This is a genomic window from Pseudoalteromonas sp. LC2018020214, from assembly GCF_016598755.1.
Classification (GTDB): Bacteria; Pseudomonadota; Gammaproteobacteria; order Enterobacterales; family Alteromonadaceae; genus Pseudoalteromonas; species Pseudoalteromonas distincta.
Genome location: NZ_CP066804.1, coordinates 2,044,084 through 2,060,395, shown reverse-complemented (window position 1 = coordinate 2,060,395; position 16,312 = coordinate 2,044,084). Strand labels below are relative to the sequence as shown.

The 16,312-nt window shown below is 39.2% G+C and carries 13 protein-coding genes; 11 read left to right on the top strand and 2 right to left on the bottom strand.

Annotated elements, in window-relative coordinates:
- Positions 1–2 precede the first annotated feature (2 nt).
- Positions 3–1,493 carry a SulP family inorganic anion transporter gene (locus JG479_RS09070; RefSeq protein ID WP_200218797.1) on the bottom strand — a complete coding sequence of 497 codons (1,491 nt, stop codon included), beginning with the start codon at positions 1,491–1,493 and terminating at the stop codon, positions 3–5.
- 596 nt (positions 1,494–2,089) lie between these two features.
- Between JG479_RS09070 and JG479_RS09065 the strand changes: the two genes are divergently transcribed.
- The 5 genes from JG479_RS09065 to JG479_RS09045 are packed head-to-tail and all read left to right on the top strand — an operon-like array spanning position 2,090 to position 5,767.
- Positions 2,090–2,488, top strand: a complete 399-nt coding sequence (locus JG479_RS09065) for a type IV pilin protein (RefSeq protein WP_138489201.1) — start codon at positions 2,090–2,092, stop codon at positions 2,486–2,488.
- On the top strand, positions 2,479–2,931 hold the full coding sequence (locus JG479_RS09060) for a GspH/FimT family pseudopilin (protein ID WP_138489200.1): 453 nt from the start codon (positions 2,479–2,481) through the stop codon (positions 2,929–2,931). The genes JG479_RS09065 and JG479_RS09060 overlap by 10 nt, the downstream gene beginning before the upstream one ends.
- Positions 2,925–3,335: a type IV pilus modification PilV family protein gene (locus JG479_RS09055; RefSeq protein WP_138489199.1), complete on the top strand. Its 411-nt coding sequence runs from the start codon at positions 2,925–2,927 to the stop codon at positions 3,333–3,335. The genes JG479_RS09060 and JG479_RS09055 overlap by 7 nt, the downstream gene beginning before the upstream one ends.
- Positions 3,332–3,844: a PilW family protein gene (locus JG479_RS09050; protein ID WP_138489198.1), complete on the top strand. Its 513-nt coding sequence runs from the start codon at positions 3,332–3,334 to the stop codon at positions 3,842–3,844. Before JG479_RS09055 ends, JG479_RS09050 begins: the two co-directional genes overlap by 4 nt.
- Entirely contained in the window at positions 3,845–5,767 is a 1,923-nt protein-coding gene (locus tag JG479_RS09045) for a DUF7305 domain-containing protein (protein ID WP_200218795.1), read from the top strand.
- Between the two features lie 90 nt (positions 5,768–5,857).
- Here JG479_RS09045 and JG479_RS09040 read toward each other — a convergent pair whose 3' ends face one another.
- Positions 5,858–6,586: an NUDIX hydrolase gene (locus tag JG479_RS09040; protein ID WP_007585186.1), complete on the bottom strand. Its 729-nt coding sequence runs from the start codon at positions 6,584–6,586 to the stop codon at positions 5,858–5,860.
- A 375-nt stretch (positions 6,587–6,961) separates the two neighbouring features.
- On the opposite strand from JG479_RS09040, the gene JG479_RS09035 reads away from it, so the two are divergent.
- The 6 genes from JG479_RS09035 (at position 6,962) to JG479_RS09010 (ending at position 16,312) form a co-directional block, all read left to right on the top strand.
- The gene (locus JG479_RS09035; protein ID WP_149602514.1) at positions 6,962–8,317 is read left to right on the top strand and encodes an MFS transporter; all 1,356 of its coding nucleotides are present in this window, start codon (positions 6,962–6,964) and stop codon (positions 8,315–8,317) included.
- A 63-nt stretch (positions 8,318–8,380) separates the two neighbouring features.
- Positions 8,381–9,448: a glycoside hydrolase family 43 protein gene (locus JG479_RS09030; protein WP_200218793.1), complete on the top strand. Its 1,068-nt coding sequence runs from the start codon at positions 8,381–8,383 to the stop codon at positions 9,446–9,448.
- Positions 9,449–9,834: 386 nt separating this feature from the next.
- Positions 9,835–12,864 carry a TonB-dependent receptor gene (locus tag JG479_RS09025; protein ID WP_138490015.1) on the top strand — a complete coding sequence of 1,010 codons (3,030 nt, stop codon included), beginning with the start codon at positions 9,835–9,837 and terminating at the stop codon, positions 12,862–12,864.
- Between the two features lie 177 nt (positions 12,865–13,041).
- Entirely contained in the window at positions 13,042–13,785 is a 744-nt protein-coding gene (locus tag JG479_RS09020) for a SapC family protein (RefSeq protein WP_200218790.1), read from the top strand.
- A gap of 10 nt (positions 13,786–13,795) precedes the next feature.
- Entirely contained in the window at positions 13,796–14,806 is a 1,011-nt protein-coding gene (locus tag JG479_RS09015; RefSeq protein WP_200218787.1) for a cupin-like domain-containing protein, read from the top strand.
- A gap of 21 nt (positions 14,807–14,827) precedes the next feature.
- Positions 14,828–16,312: a tryptophan halogenase family protein gene (locus JG479_RS09010; protein WP_039489520.1), complete on the top strand. Its 1,485-nt coding sequence runs from the start codon at positions 14,828–14,830 to the stop codon at positions 16,310–16,312.

The following is a 16,312-nucleotide window of genomic DNA, read 5'->3' as shown; positions in this document are numbered from 1 at the left end:
CCTTAATGTCCGCCAAGTAGTTTTTCGACTTCTTCAGGGTTGTTATGCACACCAAATTTATCAATTACAGTTTCGGTTGCGCTATTCATACCAATAATATTAACCGTTGCGCCTTCACGCCTAAATTTAATAACCACCTTGTCGAGTGACGATACACCAGTTATATCCCAAAAATGTGCATGGGTTAAATCAATTACCACGTTAGAAACCGCATTTTTAAAATCGAACGATGCAATAAATTGCTCAGCTGAGGCAAAAAACACTTGGCCAACTACTTCATAGGTTATTTTATCGTTGCTTTCATCATGGGTAGCTTTAACCACCATGAAGCGACCAATTTTATTAGCAAAAAACAGCGTAGCTAACAACACGCCTACTAAAACGCCAATGGCTAGGTTATGCGTGGCAACAACCACAATAACGGTGGAAATCATCACAACATTTGATGAAAGCGGGTTCTTTTTTAAATCCTTAACAGATGTCCACGAAAACGTACCAATCGATACCATAATCATTACCGCAACTAATGCAGCCATAGGAATTAAACGCAGCCACTCATCTAAAAATACCACCATAATGATTAAAAATGAGCCTGCAATAAAGGTAGAAAGCCTGCCGCGACCACCCGATTTAACGTTAATAATTGATTGCCCAATCATAGCGCAACCCGCCATACCACCAAATAAGCCTGCGCCAATATTAGCAATACCTTGGCCCTTACATTCTTTATTACGATCGCTCGTTGTATCGGTTAAGTCATCAACAATAGTGGCGGTCATCATTGATTCAAGTAAGCCCACAACAGCAAGACCAATTGAATACGGTAAAACAATTTGCAGTGTTTCGAGTGTTAGCGGTACATCGGGCCATAAGAATATAGGTAGAGTGTCTGGCAGTTCGCCCATGTCGCCAACGGTTCTTATATCAAGACCCAAAAATATTGAAACCAGTGTAATAACAACAATACACACTAAAGGAGAGGGAAGTATTTTGCCAATAGTTGGAATATATGGGAATAAGTAAATAATACCTAAGCCCGCTGCGGTCATCGCATAAACATGCCAAGTAACATTAGTCAGCTCAGGTAACTGCGCCATAAATATTAAAATCGCCAGCGCGTTTACAAACCCTGTTACAACAGAGCGCGATACAAAGCGCATTAATTCACCGAGCTTTAAAAAGCCTGCAAATATTTGTAGTACTCCGGTAAGTAAGGTAGCAACCAGTAAGTACTCCAGACCATGATCTTTAACCAGCGTTACCATTAACAGTGCCATTGCACCGGTGGCCGCCGATATCATGCCAGGACGTCCGCCTACAAAGGCAATAATAACCGCAATACAAAATGAGGCATATAAACCTACTTTTGGGTCAACACCGGCAATAATAGAAAAAGCAATCGCTTCAGGTATTAGGGCAAGCGCCACAACAATACCAGCAAGCACATCGCCACGAACATTAGAGAGCCAATCTCTTTTTACGTGATCAAACATGTAATAAACCTAATTAGTTAGTTTCCCAAAGTATAGGGGAATATTTTATTTAAATAACAGTGATTCTCGCGCAGGCGGCGATTAAGGTTGCACGTAACGTGCTGATGAAAAAGGGGAGTGGTTGCCTAGGGCGGCGTAAGTTTCAAGAAAAAAGCTCCTTTGAGTTTATTTGCTTATTAAGTAAAAATAGCATAATCAGAAGTTTGTTTCTAGAGACTAGTAGAATAGAGGGTTATATTTGCTTAGTAAAACATTTGTTACATTTTAGAAACATATAAAACAAGTAAAGTATTAACTTTTAGTTTTTCCTGTTAATTATATAAAAGCAACATGGTATCTTAACATTAAATTGTTAAGGTAATTATAATGCTACATTATTTTAAACTCTTGTTTATTGCACTATTTTAGTGCGCCGTAGCATTATTTTGATTTTATTCGGTGCGCTATTTTATTTAAATAAATGCTTCTAAATATTCTAACGTTATATTGTTGACAAGTTGTTACCGCTCGCTATTATACACCCCACAAAAATTCAAATTACTTTTTATTTCAAGTGAAAATAAAACATGTTTGATATAAATAATGGAATTAAATAAGTGAAAACGGAGCAGTTAAGGAAACCTTACGGTTTTACCCTTGTTGAATTAATGATAGTAATTGCAATTATAGGTATTTTATACTCAGTTGCACTTCCAAGTTATACGAGTTACATACAGAAGAGCCGAAGAGCTGATGTTCAACAGATTTTGCTACAGCAAACGGCTGTTCTCGAAAGACAATACACGCGCGTTGGTGGTTACCCAAATACATTTACTTTTCCTACCTCAGATTATTACTCCTTTAACTATACAACCGATGCAACTACAGGCGCTTCAAATGGGTCTGAATTTACAATACAAGTTACACCTAAAGGTGCTCAGAAAAGTGATGAGTGTGGCAAGTTGTCTGTAAATCAAAGTGGTACTAAGTCAGCAGATAAATCGCAATGTTGGTAAAAAAAAGCCTTGGTTTTACTTTACTCGAAGTTTTAATCACGATGACCATCATTGGTATTTTAACTGCTGTTGCGGCTCCTTCGTTTATTACTTTTATAAAGCGGGATAGATTAGTTACAAATTCGAATCAACTGCATAGTGTTTTTAAATTTGCGCGTAGTGAAGCCATTAAAAGAAATCAAAGTGTTTCTCTCAAAACGTCGAATAAACAATGGCTAGTAAAAACTGCTATTAATTCAACGCAAACCACGTTAAATATTTTTGAAACTACACATAGCAGCATTTCTGTAGATTTAAAGAATATTAATATTTCAAGTACGGGTGAATTAGGCCAAATGTATCAAATCTTGGTGAGTGATAATGACAGAACAACTGTCGACTTTACTTTATGTATTTTACAAAGTGGGCAAAGTTGGTTAGTTGAGGCCCCAGAGACATGCTAATAAATTACAGCAAAGGGTTTTCTCTTTTAGAAGTTATGGTTGCTTTAATTGTCGCGACGGTTGCATTGTTAGGGCTTGCTTCAGGCCAACTAAAATCATTGCAATATATTACAAACAGCTTTAATTATACGGTGTCAATAATTGAGGCAAATAATGTTTTAGAGCGTATTTGGCCTCATTTATGTGAGCTACAACAAACAGATCCAAGTTTGTACAACGATGCTGACTTTAGAAATTATTTGTCCCCACAAATTGATGCATATACACTCACTCTACCTGCTAACTTTTCAAATGATTTATCGGTTGAAGTAACTTGGCAAGATAAGCGTTTGACTGACAACTTAGAAAATCGCGTTGTAATTACAGGAAGCTTCCCAACACTACCTGATGGTTGCACGCCATGAAACATCTAATACATAAACATAAAGGCTTTACTTTAATAGAGCTTATGGTTGCACTTGCTGCAGGCATGTTTCTATTAGGCGGGGTGAGTCTGGCTTATTCTTCAATTAATAGCAGTACCAGCACAGCTAGAGATTTAGAAAATGCATTAGATGTAATCCGATTTAGCAGTAAAGTATTTACACGAAGTCTAAAACAAACCAACTCAGTCCCTACTTACACAAATAATATTCTAAGTGTTGAGCAAGAGGCGGGGGCAGCTGCTTGTACTGGCTTAACTATTAGTACGCAATTCATCGAAAAATATAGCCATGAAGATGACTCATTATTCTGTGATGTAGGGAATGGAAAAGTAAAAATATTAAAAGGTATTAATGCAATTAGCTACGTAATTGATAACAACGTAGTGAGTGTCCTTGTAGAGCCTACAAACTTACCAAGCCAATTCAATAACAGCTTAGTGATTGATATATCTTTGTCGCAAATGGTAATGAATAAGGCATTTCAATAAATGAAAAATACATCTGGTTTTACACTTGTTACTGTACTTATTTTAACATCTATGGCTTCAATTGTTGTACTTAGTACTCTTAGAGATAGTGTGATCCAGGAGCGCTTGAGTGGTAATTTTCAGAAAAAATTGAACGCAAGGCTGATGTCTGAGAAAGGGGTATTTTCAAGTATTGAAAAACTAGAAACAGCAATGCTTGCAGACCCGACTATAAATATTAACGATTTAATAGCCCATAATAGTGAAGTTTCTGGGACAAGTTCGCTTGAATCTAGTATATACAATGCAACCATTGAGATTGACAGTAATGGCGATATTTTAATTTCTAGCGAAGGTACTCGCTTTGAAGGTGAGAACCAAATGCAAGCTATATTCGAATATGTAGCTGGTGGGGGCGGAACGACCAGCAGTGCCTCAGTTTTTTCTAATGGAATTACGGGGTGTTCTGGTGTTGCAATTAGTGGAAGTGGCTTAATTGATAGCTATGATTCGTCTTTAGGGGATTATAACGACACACTAGCTGATGGTAACAAAAATACATCAGAAGAATCTTTTGTTAATACAGTTAACGACTCTGGTGATATTACGCTCAATGGTAGCGGTACAATTGAAGGTAATGTTCTATCCTCTAGTAATTTATCAATTATTCAAGGCGCTGATATTACAGGCAATATTCATAGTAATGGAAATTTAATACTCTCTGGTGGCGTGGTCGTTGGAGGGGATGCATCGGCATATCTAAGTTTCACACAAAGTAGTGGTACTGTTTCAGGTAGTATTTCAGCAAACCAATCTATATCAGTAAAGCAAACTCCAGTTGGTGGTGATATTAGTTCATCAGGTCCAATTTCTATTACAGGTAATGCAGTCCAAGGAACAATTCGTTCATATGATTTAGTCGCTCTTAATCAAACAACAATACGGCACGGCGTTTATACCTCCGGGAATTATGAGCAAACAGGGGGAAGTGTATACGGTGGAGTGCGTGTTCAAGGTAATGTGACGCTTAAACAGTGGGGCAGTACTATTGATAGTAAAGACCTTAGATACGCAGGTAATGGCTCTTTTAAGGGCGACACAAAAGAGTATGCTTTTTCACCTTATAAAGTATCAAGTCCAGACATATCAATACCAACTATTGAGCCAGTTGAAAAAATAACACCAGAAAGTGAAAATAATAGAGGGTTAACTGCGTGTGATCCACTTGATATTGCAACAGCAATTGATAGCGTGTCAGTTAATACGACAAGCCCTGACCTTTTTATAAATAACAATAGCAGAGCTGGTGACTTACTCGAGTTAGAAACTAACACGGCTAACTTTTTAGTAGACTTTGGAAGCACTCCAGATGGTACCATCACTGCTAAAGCTGCAACTTTCCTTGATTCAGCAGCTCAAATATTTTATTTTGATGATGTAACAATTAAAGGCCGAATGCAGGTAAAAAGTAATCATAATGCAGTTATGTTTGTAGATGGCGATTTTACAATGAATGGCGCAAGTTCGCTAACAATCCCTGATAACAGCAGCTTAACTATCATAATTAAAGGAAAGCTTAAGATAGGAAATGGGGCACAAGTTTACGCACCTGACAATGGGATTACAAATGAAGGCAGGCCCGTTTTTAGTATTTATAGTTCTTACAGTGGAAATGATACTGGAATAGAGTTTTCAGGTGGTACACGAGAGCTTTATGCTGTTATATACGCACCACTTTCACAAGTTAAAGTTACTTCAGCAGTTGGTTTTAAAGGGTCTATTTTAGGAGATACTGTTATTGTAAGCGGCGCCGGTGGTATTCACTTTGACACGGCGTTAAATGAAGCCAGTTTTGGTGGTTCTTCATCTGGTGGTAATGGATCTGCAAGCAAGTTAGTTTTCAAAGGATGGCGCTTTACCCCCGTTGAAAAAAGCAATGAATAACAAAGCTATTAGGTCGTTATTCAAAGCTCAATTCTATAAGGGAATCTATCAGGATTATTAAATTAATTACTTTGCTCAAGATTTGCTTATTTAAAACTCGAACGTAAAACCAAACTCTCTTAATTTTTCGTACACGTTTATGTCAAAACGGTACAAAGTTGCGGCTCTGTGAGCTACATTTGTTTGTTTTTCTTTGCAGTTTATTAGTAAGTTCATTTTTTGAAACTTACGTCTAAAGTTAGGTTTATCGAGTGATTTATTTAAAATCGACTCGTAAATTCCTTGTAGCTCAAGCAGGGTAAATTTTTCTGGGAGTAAGCTAAAACCAATAGGCTCGTGCCTTACTTTATAGCGTAAGTAATCAAGGCCGCTTTTTAAAATATCGGCATGGTCAAACATTAAAGCGGGTACACTATTTACATCAAACCATTCACACTCTAAAGCATTATCGCCGCTCACAAGGTTGGTTTCTTCAAAGCGAACGAGCGAATAATAAACAATAGTAATAATGCGTCTAGCAGGGTAGCGGTCTACGTTACCAAAAGCACCTAACTGATCTAAGTACAGGTTTTCAACACCGGTCGTACTTTTAACAACACGTAAAGCTGCAAGGTCTAAGTTTTCATCTTTACGAACCCAATGACCAATTAAACCCCACTGGCTTGTTGCAAGGCCGCGGTTATATTTAACCAGCAACACCTTTAACTTACCTTCATGAATAGCAAATACAATATTATCTACGGTTAGATTACTAATGCAGTCATCAGGAATCGATTCTTCGTCGATGTTGTTAGAAATGTTTGATGTTTTATAGTGCATAAATTACTCAGCCAAAGCTATACGAAGATATTGTTATAAAGACTATTAAGGGTATATAAAAGGTGGGTAAAGCGCAAATAAAAAGCTTTTATAATTCCTATTTAAAACAATCACATCTATTTAATTAATCACTTTATACACTGTACCTGTTTTTACGCGTTAACGCCGATATTCGACTTTGGTTTGGTATTGGTTTGGTATTGGTTTTTTATTGAACGAATAATACCTTTGTATGTTAGTAAATTTAACGGCTAATTAGCGCCATGTATTAAATAAATTACTGGCTGATTAAAAATGTAACATAAATGTTTACATGCGCTAAAAATGCATATAGTATTTTTGACTATATCGATTTGCATTGAAAATTGAGCACACATGAACAACACAAAACACACACTCACAATTAAAGAAAAAATAGGGTACGGCCTTGGTGATACAGCCAGTAATATTGTATTTCAAATGGTCGCTAACTTTATGTTGATATTTTATACCGATGTTTACGGTTTATCTGCAGCCGCTGCGGGTACCTTATTATTAGCGGTTCGTTTATTTGATGGTATTACCGACCCAATAATGGGCAGCATTGCCGATAGAACGCGCAGCCGTTGGGGCTCTTACCGCCCATATATATTATTTTTAGCCGTGCCTTATGGTGTGTTTGCTTGTTTAGCATTTATAACCCCCGATTTTGATTCTACGGGCAAGCTTATATATGCCTACTTTACTTACGGGCTATTAATGACGTGTTATACCGCTATTAATATACCTTATGGTGCACTTGGCGCAGTAATGACAAACGACCCTAAAGAGCGTGCATCGCTTCAGTCATACCGATTTGCAATGGCAATGGCAGCTCTGCTTGTAATTGTATGGGCACTGCCAAAGCTGGTTGCTTTTTTTGGCGACGGCGACGATGTAGTAGGTTACCCGCTAGCAATGGTGTTTTTAGGCGGACTTGCTGCGGCTTGTTTTTTACTATGTTTTAAAATGACTAAAGAAACCAAACAAGTTAAACCCGCGCAAACTAAAAAGAATGCCTTCCTTGAATTTTTAAGCTTATTTAAAAACGATCAATGGGTTGTAATAGCCGTTATAAGTCTAGCAACATTAATCTTAATTGGCGTTAGAGCCTCTGTAGCACCGCATTATATTAAGTACTATGTAGGAGAAGCCTCACTTACTTCTAACTTTTTAACACTCTCAGCAATTGGCTCAGTACTAGGCGCTGTGTCTACTAACTTTTTAACCAAATTTATTGAAAAGAAAACACTTTTTATCGCCGCGTTAGTGGTGGTGATTGTTTCTCATAGCATGTTCTACGTACTTGAGAGCGACGCCATAGTTACCATTTTTATCGTCTACTTTATTGCTAACTTTGCCCACATGATAATTACCCCAATTATGTTTTCAATGGTGGCAGATACGGTTGACTACGGCGCCTTAAAAATTGGTCGCAGATTAACCGCTGTTACGTTTTCGGGCCATTTATTAGCAATAAAACTAGGCTTTGCAATCGGCGGTGCGATTGCTGGTTGGATATTATCTGGCTATGCATACGTGCCTAATCAAGAACAGTCAGAACACACGTTATCAGGCATTTTACTCGCCTTTGCCGGCATTCCAGTAATTTGTACCGTGGCATGTTTAATTTTTATAACACGTTACAAACTTACCGAGCCTGAAGTAAAGCGCATTCAAACGCAGCTGGCTGATAACAAAACCATAAACTAATTTAGCAGCCCACTTTGCGCCTTTTTAAAAGCGCAAAGTGGGCAGGCAATACTAGGAGTAAAAATGCAAAATACAGCGCAATCAGCACCCCCATCTAATGGGTTAAGTGACGCTGAACTTAAACAGTTAAAAGACCTACAACGAGCCAACTCGTTAATACAAAACCACAATGTGTTAGTTGATCACATGTATACCGCCGATCCGTCTGCGCATGTGTTTAACGGCAAAGTGTATATTTATCCTTCGCACGACATTGAATCAAAAAATGAAATTAATGATAACGGCGACCACTTTGCAATGCGCGACTACCATGTGTTTTCGCTTGACGAAAGCTCAGGCAAAGCCATAGACCATGGCGTAGCACTTTGTGTAGACGACGTAAAATGGGCAAGCAAGCAAATGTGGGCACCCGATGCAGCGCATAAGCTTGGTCAGTACTACCTTTATTTCCCCGCGCGCGATCAGCAAGGTATTTTTAGAATTGGCGTTGCAAGAAGTGATAGCCCAACAGGTCCATTTAAAGCCGAAGACGATTACATTCAAGGGACATTTAGTATTGACCCTGCTGTATTTGAAGATGACGACTCAAGCCATTATTTGTATTTTGGTGGCTTGTGGGGCGGCCAATTACAAAATTGGCAAACCAGCGAATTTAATGAACAAAGCACGTATCCAAAAAATGGTGAACCTGCAATTCCTGCGCGCGTTGCAAAATTATCGCAAGATATGATCAGCCTAAGCGAAGACGTAAAAGAGGTTGTTGTACTAGATGAAAGCGGCTCCCCAATTACAGTATGCGATAACAACCGCCGATTTTTTGAAGGCCCTTGGGTACACAAAAACAACGGTGTTTATTACTTTTCGTACTCAACGGGCGATACACACAAAATTGTATACGCTACGGGCGATAACCCTTACGGACCATTTACTTACCAGGGTGTTATTTTAAACCCTGTACTTGGTTGGACCACGCATCACTCAATTGTTAAGCACAATGGCGACTGGTTTTTATTTTATCACGACAGTACGTTATCGGGCGGGCAAACCCATTTACGCAGTATGAAAATGGCTAAGCTTGAGCACGACTCAAACGGAAAAATTCAAACAATAAGCCCATATGAACACGCTTAACAAAAATAGTTTTAAACAATGCAAATTATCTGCGTAAGCAAAGCTTAAGCTTTTATTTGCACAAAAAAGATATAGTCAATGTGACCATTAATTTATTTTGTTAATGGTCTAAATAAGAGGAAGCTGAGGACATATGACAAAATGAAAATATTTTAAAGCAAAAATTAGCACAAAGAATTAGCATAAACGTGCTGTTATTTAATGGTTTTTAGTTAAGTAGCACATGTTTAAAACTGGTTGTGGTCTTTGTAAAACGTTTAAAACATACACACACAATAATTATTTATTGACCGTAAAATGAAACAAATAGTTTACAATTATGTTTCGAGTAATTCTTAAAGTCTTGCAGTACGTCAATAATAATTAAATAAGAAAAAGGCATCATGATGTTTAAGAAAAAGATAATTTCAACAGCCATACTCGCTGCAATGGGTACCGTTACGCTTCCTCACCAAAGCTACGCTGCCGAAACCGTTGTCGACGAAGATGTAGAAATAATACAAGTAACAGGCATTAGAGGTTCATTGCAGCGCTCTATGGATGTTAAACGCGACTCTTCTGGTATTGTCGATGCTATTTCGGCTGAGGATATGGGGAAATTTCCTGATACTAATCTTGCTGAATCGCTGCAACGTATTACCGGCGTATCAATTGATAGAGCGGGCGGTGAAGGTAGCCGCGTAACAGTACGTGGATTTGGACCTGCTAATAACTTAATTACTATTAATGGCCGCCAACTTCCAAATACAACAGGTGACCGTACATTTGATTTTGCTAATGTGGCATCTGAAAGCGTATCGGGCGTGCAAGTTTATAAAACATCAGACGCAAGTGTTACCTCAGGTGGCATTGGCGCAACTATAAACTTAACAACAAACAGACCTTTAAATAGCCCAGGTATAAAAGCATCGTTTGGCGTTAAAGCTGTAGACGATCAATCAACCGATGAGGGCAGCATTACACCAGAGGTAAGTGGTTTATATTCGCAAACATTTGGTGACGATAAATTTGGTATATCTATTTCAGGTAGCTACCAAGACCGTGAAAGCGGTATGCAACAGTTTATTCAAGATCAAGGCTACAGAGCATCTGATTACACAAATACAGGGTGGGGCGGTGTACCTGCAGGCGCAGAGGGCGGAGCAAACAGACCTACATCAGGTATTTATTCAAACCCGCAACAACCACGTTATGTGTTTGAAGAACGCCAACGTGAACGTGTAAATGGCCAGCTAGTTTTTCAATATCAACCTGTTGAAAACATTACAGCAACCCTTGACTACACTACGTTTAGAACAACCGTTGAAGAGCAGCACACTGATGCGTCAGTTTGGTTTAACTACGCAGGCGATAGAAGTGAATCTGTTTGGGCGGGCGAGCCTAACGCGTATCCACTTATTTACTCAGAAATTTATGACATTCAAAGTGATGCTGATTATCGCGATACGTCGCTTACGGTAGGTTCTTGGGGTCGCGAAGAAAAAACAGATTCACTAGGCTTTAATCTAGAATGGGCAGTGTCTGATCAGCTTAACCTAGAGTTTGATCACCACAGTTCAAAAGCATCAATGAAAGCAACTGATCCACGCCATGGTACACGTAACAATATTCAGTTACCGTCGTACACACGTTCGCGCTCAGGGCTTGATTTAACTGGCGACTTACCAGGTATTGCAATTGGTAACATTGAAAACTTTAACCCAAGTACTATGCGTTTATCGGGTAGCTGGTTTGCAAACGATAAATACGATTCAGAAATCGATCAAACGCAAATTTCGGGCGACTACTACATTGACGACAACCTAAGCATTGACTTTGGTGTTGCGGTTAATAAAGTAAATAACCATTACCGTCATACGCAAGTACAGCGCCCAGATTGGGGTGGTGTTGGTGTTGAGGGTGACTTTGCTGATATTGATTGGCGCCAAGATACTATTTTAGATAAGTTTCAAGCTAAGGCGGGCAACTTTGAAGGCACTGCATCACAAGGCGGATACGATTTATTTAATACAATCTTTTTTGCCGACTTTGATGCGATTGTAAATGCAGCAGAGTACGCAGATCCTATTGCTAACGTAGATAACCTTTATGGTGATTGTAAAGCAGCCGACGGCGCAGCAGCAGGGCCAAACGGCGAAGGACAATTTTGTGCCTCAACTGACTGGGATGCAGCAACAAACCGCTTTACGGAAGAAAAAACGCAGTCTGCTTTTGCTCAAGTAAATTACAAAGGCGAATTGAGTGGCATGTTTTTCGACCTGCAAATTGGCTTACGCTACGAAAAAACAGACGTATTTTCTAAAGCAACAGCACCCGGTTACAGCCGCGTAGAGTGGAACGAAGATACAGCTACATCAGTAACCGGTGTTACCGGCATTGAAACGCTAAGCCAGTCGGCAGATTACAGCCAGTTCCTGCCAAATATTAACTTTAATATTGAAGTTGTTGAAGATGTAATGATTCGCGCAGCAGCGAGCAAAACTATTTCAAGAGCGGGTTATGGCCAACTACAAGGCGGTACAACGATTAATACCGGTGGTAGCTTAAGTGGTTATTCGGGTGGCTCTGGTAACCCAGGACTTAAACCGCTTGAATCAATTAACTACGACTTATCTAGTGAATGGTATTACGGCGAAGGTAGCTATATTTCGTTTGGTTACTTTAAAAAAGACGTAACAAATTGGATCACTACAGGTACTATCGACTCAAATATATTTAACTTAGCTGATCCATTAAATGGTGAAAAATTTAGGGCTGCTACAGCGGCACTTGGCGCTAATGCATCTAACGAAGATATCAGAACCTATATATTTGAAAACTTTGCTGATGATCCAAATGTACAACCTAAATTTGATGAAGATGGCGAGTTAGACGGCGGCACAATTGTTGGTGACCCAGACTCAGATGATCCAATTAACTTTAGAATAAACGTGCCTGTAAATGGCGACCAAGAATACACCATTGATGGTTTTGAATTTAATATTCAGCACTTATTTGGTGAGTCAGGCTTTGGCGGTATTTTTAACTACACCATGGTTGACTCGGGTCTTGAATACGACAACGACTCATTAGAGGATACAGAAGCACTTGTAGGGTTAAGTGATACTGCAAACGTGGTGTTCTTTTACGATAAAGAAGGCTTACAAGCACGAATTGCGTATAACTGGCGCGACTCGTTTTTAAATGAGCGTCGTGTAAATGGCGATTTAACCGCACCAATTTACACCGATGAGTATTACCAAATAGACTTTAACGTAAGTTACGAAGTACCCGCAGTAGAGGGACTTACTGTATTTATTGAAGGTATAAACATTACCGACGAGTACGTAACATCGTACGGGCGTAAGCAACAGTTGATTTATAACATCACTCAAACAGGCTCTCGTTACGGTTTAGGTGTTCGTTATAATTTTTAATAAATTACCCTTGTAGCAACCTTATAAAAGCCGCATTTTGCGGCTTTTATATTTGCCTAAATTAACCTAGTAATAATAATACCCAACTGTTATAGTCAATGTGAATTTAACTTATTTGTTACATTTCATGTGTAGCAGTAGGTAAAGGCACACAACAACAATTGGAGCACACAATCCATGGCCAATCATGCATTATTAAATAATGTTGAGCATCAGCATTTAAAAATAAACCCTGCACGCAGCACACACCTAGGTGACGGGGTTTGGTACAGCGAAACATTTTTGAGCGAATTTAGAGTCGCTCAAGCACATTACCCAATATTTTTTACCAAAGACGATACAACAAATACATTTTCGCCGGTGTGTTTGTACGGCATAAATAAAGACGAAAACTTATTTTTAGTAAACCAGCAATGGCAAGCACACTATATTCCACTGAGTATGCAGCGACTGCCTTTTGCTATAGCGACTCAAAATACAATGCAAAACGGTGTGGCAACGCAAGAGCGCATGCTTAGCATTGATTTAGACTCGCCAAAAGTGTCAACAAAGCAGGGTATTAACTTATTTTTAGAACACGGCGGGAATAGCGATTACCTCGAAAACATAATAAATGTGCTCGACAACTTGCATCATGGTTTACAAGAAAATCAGCCATTTATTAAAACTTTGATTAAACATGGTTTGCTTGAATCAGTATCGCTAGAGCTTGATTTAGTAAACGGGCTTAAACATAACTTACTTGGTTTTTATACCATCAACGAAGACTCACTTAACCAGCTAAGTAGCGATGCAATTGCAGAGCTGCATTCACAAGGGTATTTAGCGTGTATATACATGATCATTGCATCGCAAGTACATGTGCGTGATTTAGTGGCGCTTAAAAACGAGCAACTTAAGCTACAAAAGCACGCGGTATAAGTGCTTAACAATGGAAAATTTAGCAAATAATATTCAAACGCTAAGTGGCTTAACTCCCAGCACGTTACCCAAGGAGCTTTTAAACTCACCTGTGCCTATTGTACTAAAAGGGTTTGTGAGCGATTGGCCCCTCGTTATTGCCGCTAAAAAATCTGATGCAACTGCAATTGATTATTTAACGCCGTTTTACGGAGGTTTTTTAGTTAACAATTGCATAATACCTGCCAGCCAAAATGGGGTTGTTGGGTATAACAGCGATATGAGCGGTTTTAACTTTACTAATCAGCAAGCGGAATTTATCAATACGCTTGAGCAAATAACGCAAACTGCTAATAACCCACAAGCAGACACCTTATACATTGGCTCTACTAGCATTGCACAGTGCTTACCTGGTTTGGTTAAACACTGCCACGTTAACGCATTAAGCGAAGGCTGTTTATTTAATGTATGGGCAGGCGGAAAGGTTACCGTACCAGCACATTACGACGTAGCGCAAAATTTAGCATGTTGCGTTGCAGGTAAAAGGCGTTTTACTTTATTTGCCCCCGATCAAATAGATAATTTATATATAGGCCCGCTTGATAAAGCACCCGGTGGTCAGCCAATAAGCTTAACCACCACAACTGCGCCTAATTTCACAAAATACCCTAAATTTAAACAAGCTATAAAAGCAGCAATAACTGTTGATTTGGAAGCGGGCGATGCCCTTATATTACCCAGCATGTGGTGGCACCAAGTAGAGGGGCTTGGCAGTTTAAATATACTGTTTAATTATTGGTTTAAAAATACGCCAGCGGTGTATGGGCAGCCTACTAATGCGTTGCACCTTGCTATTTTAAACATACGTAATTTACCAAAGCATGAGCGCGCAGCATGGCAACGTTTGTTTAATTACTATGTATTTGCTGATAACGAATTTACCCACATACCAGAGCCCGCACAGGCTATTTTAACAAAGCCAATGAATGAGCTAACAGCGCGTAAGTTAAGAGCCGAATTACAAAATAAATTAAGACGCTAGGCGACTTGTAAGGTTTGAATTATGAATCAAAATGCAATTAAAAAAATTGTAATAGCAGGTGGCGGTACCGCCGGTTGGATGTGCAGCGCTGCAATGGCAAAGCTACTAGGTAAAAATATTGAAATATGCTTGGTTGAATCCGATTTAATACCTACCGTAGGGGTCGGGGAGTCAACTATTCCTACGCTGCATATATTTCATGATTTACTAAAAATTAGCGAATCAGAATTTATGGCAGCCACTAATGCCACGTTTAAATTAGGCATATCGTTTGAGGGCTGGAAACAAAACCAGCAAAGCTACTTTCACTCATTTGGTTATGTGGGGCAAGGTTGTTGGGCTGCAGGTTTTCAGCACTTTTGGCTAAAAGGTATGCAACAAGGTGTAGCTGCCGATATTGGTGATTATTGCACAGAGCACGTAGCAAGTCGCTTGGGTAAATTTGCCGTAGTGCCGAATCAAGACCGTAACCATGCTTATCAGTTAGATGCCGGTTTGTACGCTAAGTTTTTACGTAATTTTGCACAGCAAAACGGCGCTAAACGTATAGAAGGCATGATAAGTAAAGTTAATTTAGAGCCCACTAATGGCTTTATAAAATCGCTTACTTTAGGTGACGGGCAAATTATTGAGGGTGATTTATTTATAGATTGCACCGGCTTTAAAGGTTTATTAATAGAGCAAGCGCTACACACCGGATACGAAGATTGGAGCCATTGGCTCCCGTGCGACAGCGCAGTGGCAATACAAACCGAATTAGTAAGCCCAATAGTGCCATATACGCGTGCAATGGCACATAAATGTGGTTGGCAGTGGCAAATACCGCTGCAAAGCCGCCGTGGTAATGGCTTAGTGTTTTGTAGTAAATACATGAGCGATGATGAAGCCAAAACAGCGCTACTCAATAACGTAGAAGGCAAACCTATTAATGAGCCGCGCGTTATTAAATACCGCACCGGTACACGGCGTAAACATTGGAACAAAAACTGTGTTGCTATTGGCTTAGCAAGTGGTTTTATTGAGCCGCTTGAATCAACCAGTATTCATTTAATTCAGCAAAGCATTATAAGATTAATGCAAAACATGCCAACCAAAGCAATCGAGTCGTGCTATCAAGATGACTTTAATAACAAAATGCGCTTTGAGGCCGAAAACATTCGCGACTTTATTGTGCTGCATTACCATGTAACACAGCGCACCGATAGCGACTTTTGGCGCTACTGTAAAAACATGCCAATTCCAGAGTCGCTTGCCAAACGCATTGAGCTATTTAAGCAAAGTGGGCATGTTTATAAAGCAGAGCAAGAGTTATTTGGTGAAGCCTCGTGGTTACAAGTGATGTTAGGGCAAGGGCTAGTGCCGCAAAATTATCACCCGATTGTTGATAGCATGAGCGATGATGAGCTTAAACGATTTTTAGAGTCAATAAAAAATCATGTTGCTAAAAAAGCAGATAGCTTACCGAGTCACATTGATTTTATTAATCATTATTGCAAGGCTAAGTAA

Bases quoted from the DNA above. Each gene is read 5' to 3' on its own strand.
- JG479_RS09025 (WP_138490015.1), top strand. From the start codon at position 9,835: ATGTTTAAGAAAAAGATAATTTCAACAGCCATACTCGCTGCAATGGGT.
- JG479_RS09040 (WP_007585186.1), bottom strand. From the start codon at position 6,586: ATGCACTATAAAACATCAAACATTTCTAACAACATCGACGAAGAATCG.
- JG479_RS09070 (WP_200218797.1), bottom strand. From the start codon at position 1,493: ATGTTTGATCACGTAAAAAGAGATTGGCTCTCTAATGTTCGTGGCGAT.
- JG479_RS09050 (WP_138489198.1), top strand. From the start codon at position 3,332: ATGAAACATCTAATACATAAACATAAAGGCTTTACTTTAATAGAGCTT.
- JG479_RS09010 (WP_039489520.1), top strand. From the start codon at position 14,828: ATGAATCAAAATGCAATTAAAAAAATTGTAATAGCAGGTGGCGGTACC.
- JG479_RS09045 (WP_200218795.1), top strand. From the start codon at position 3,845: ATGAAAAATACATCTGGTTTTACACTTGTTACTGTACTTATTTTAACA.
- JG479_RS09035 (WP_149602514.1), top strand. From the start codon at position 6,962: ATGAACAACACAAAACACACACTCACAATTAAAGAAAAAATAGGGTAC.
- JG479_RS09030 (WP_200218793.1), top strand. From the start codon at position 8,381: ATGCAAAATACAGCGCAATCAGCACCCCCATCTAATGGGTTAAGTGAC.
- JG479_RS09020 (WP_200218790.1), top strand. From the start codon at position 13,042: ATGGCCAATCATGCATTATTAAATAATGTTGAGCATCAGCATTTAAAA.
- JG479_RS09055 (WP_138489199.1), top strand. From the start codon at position 2,925: ATGCTAATAAATTACAGCAAAGGGTTTTCTCTTTTAGAAGTTATGGTT.
- JG479_RS09060 (WP_138489200.1), top strand. From the start codon at position 2,479: ATGTTGGTAAAAAAAAGCCTTGGTTTTACTTTACTCGAAGTTTTAATC.
- JG479_RS09015 (WP_200218787.1), top strand. From the start codon at position 13,796: ATGGAAAATTTAGCAAATAATATTCAAACGCTAAGTGGCTTAACTCCC.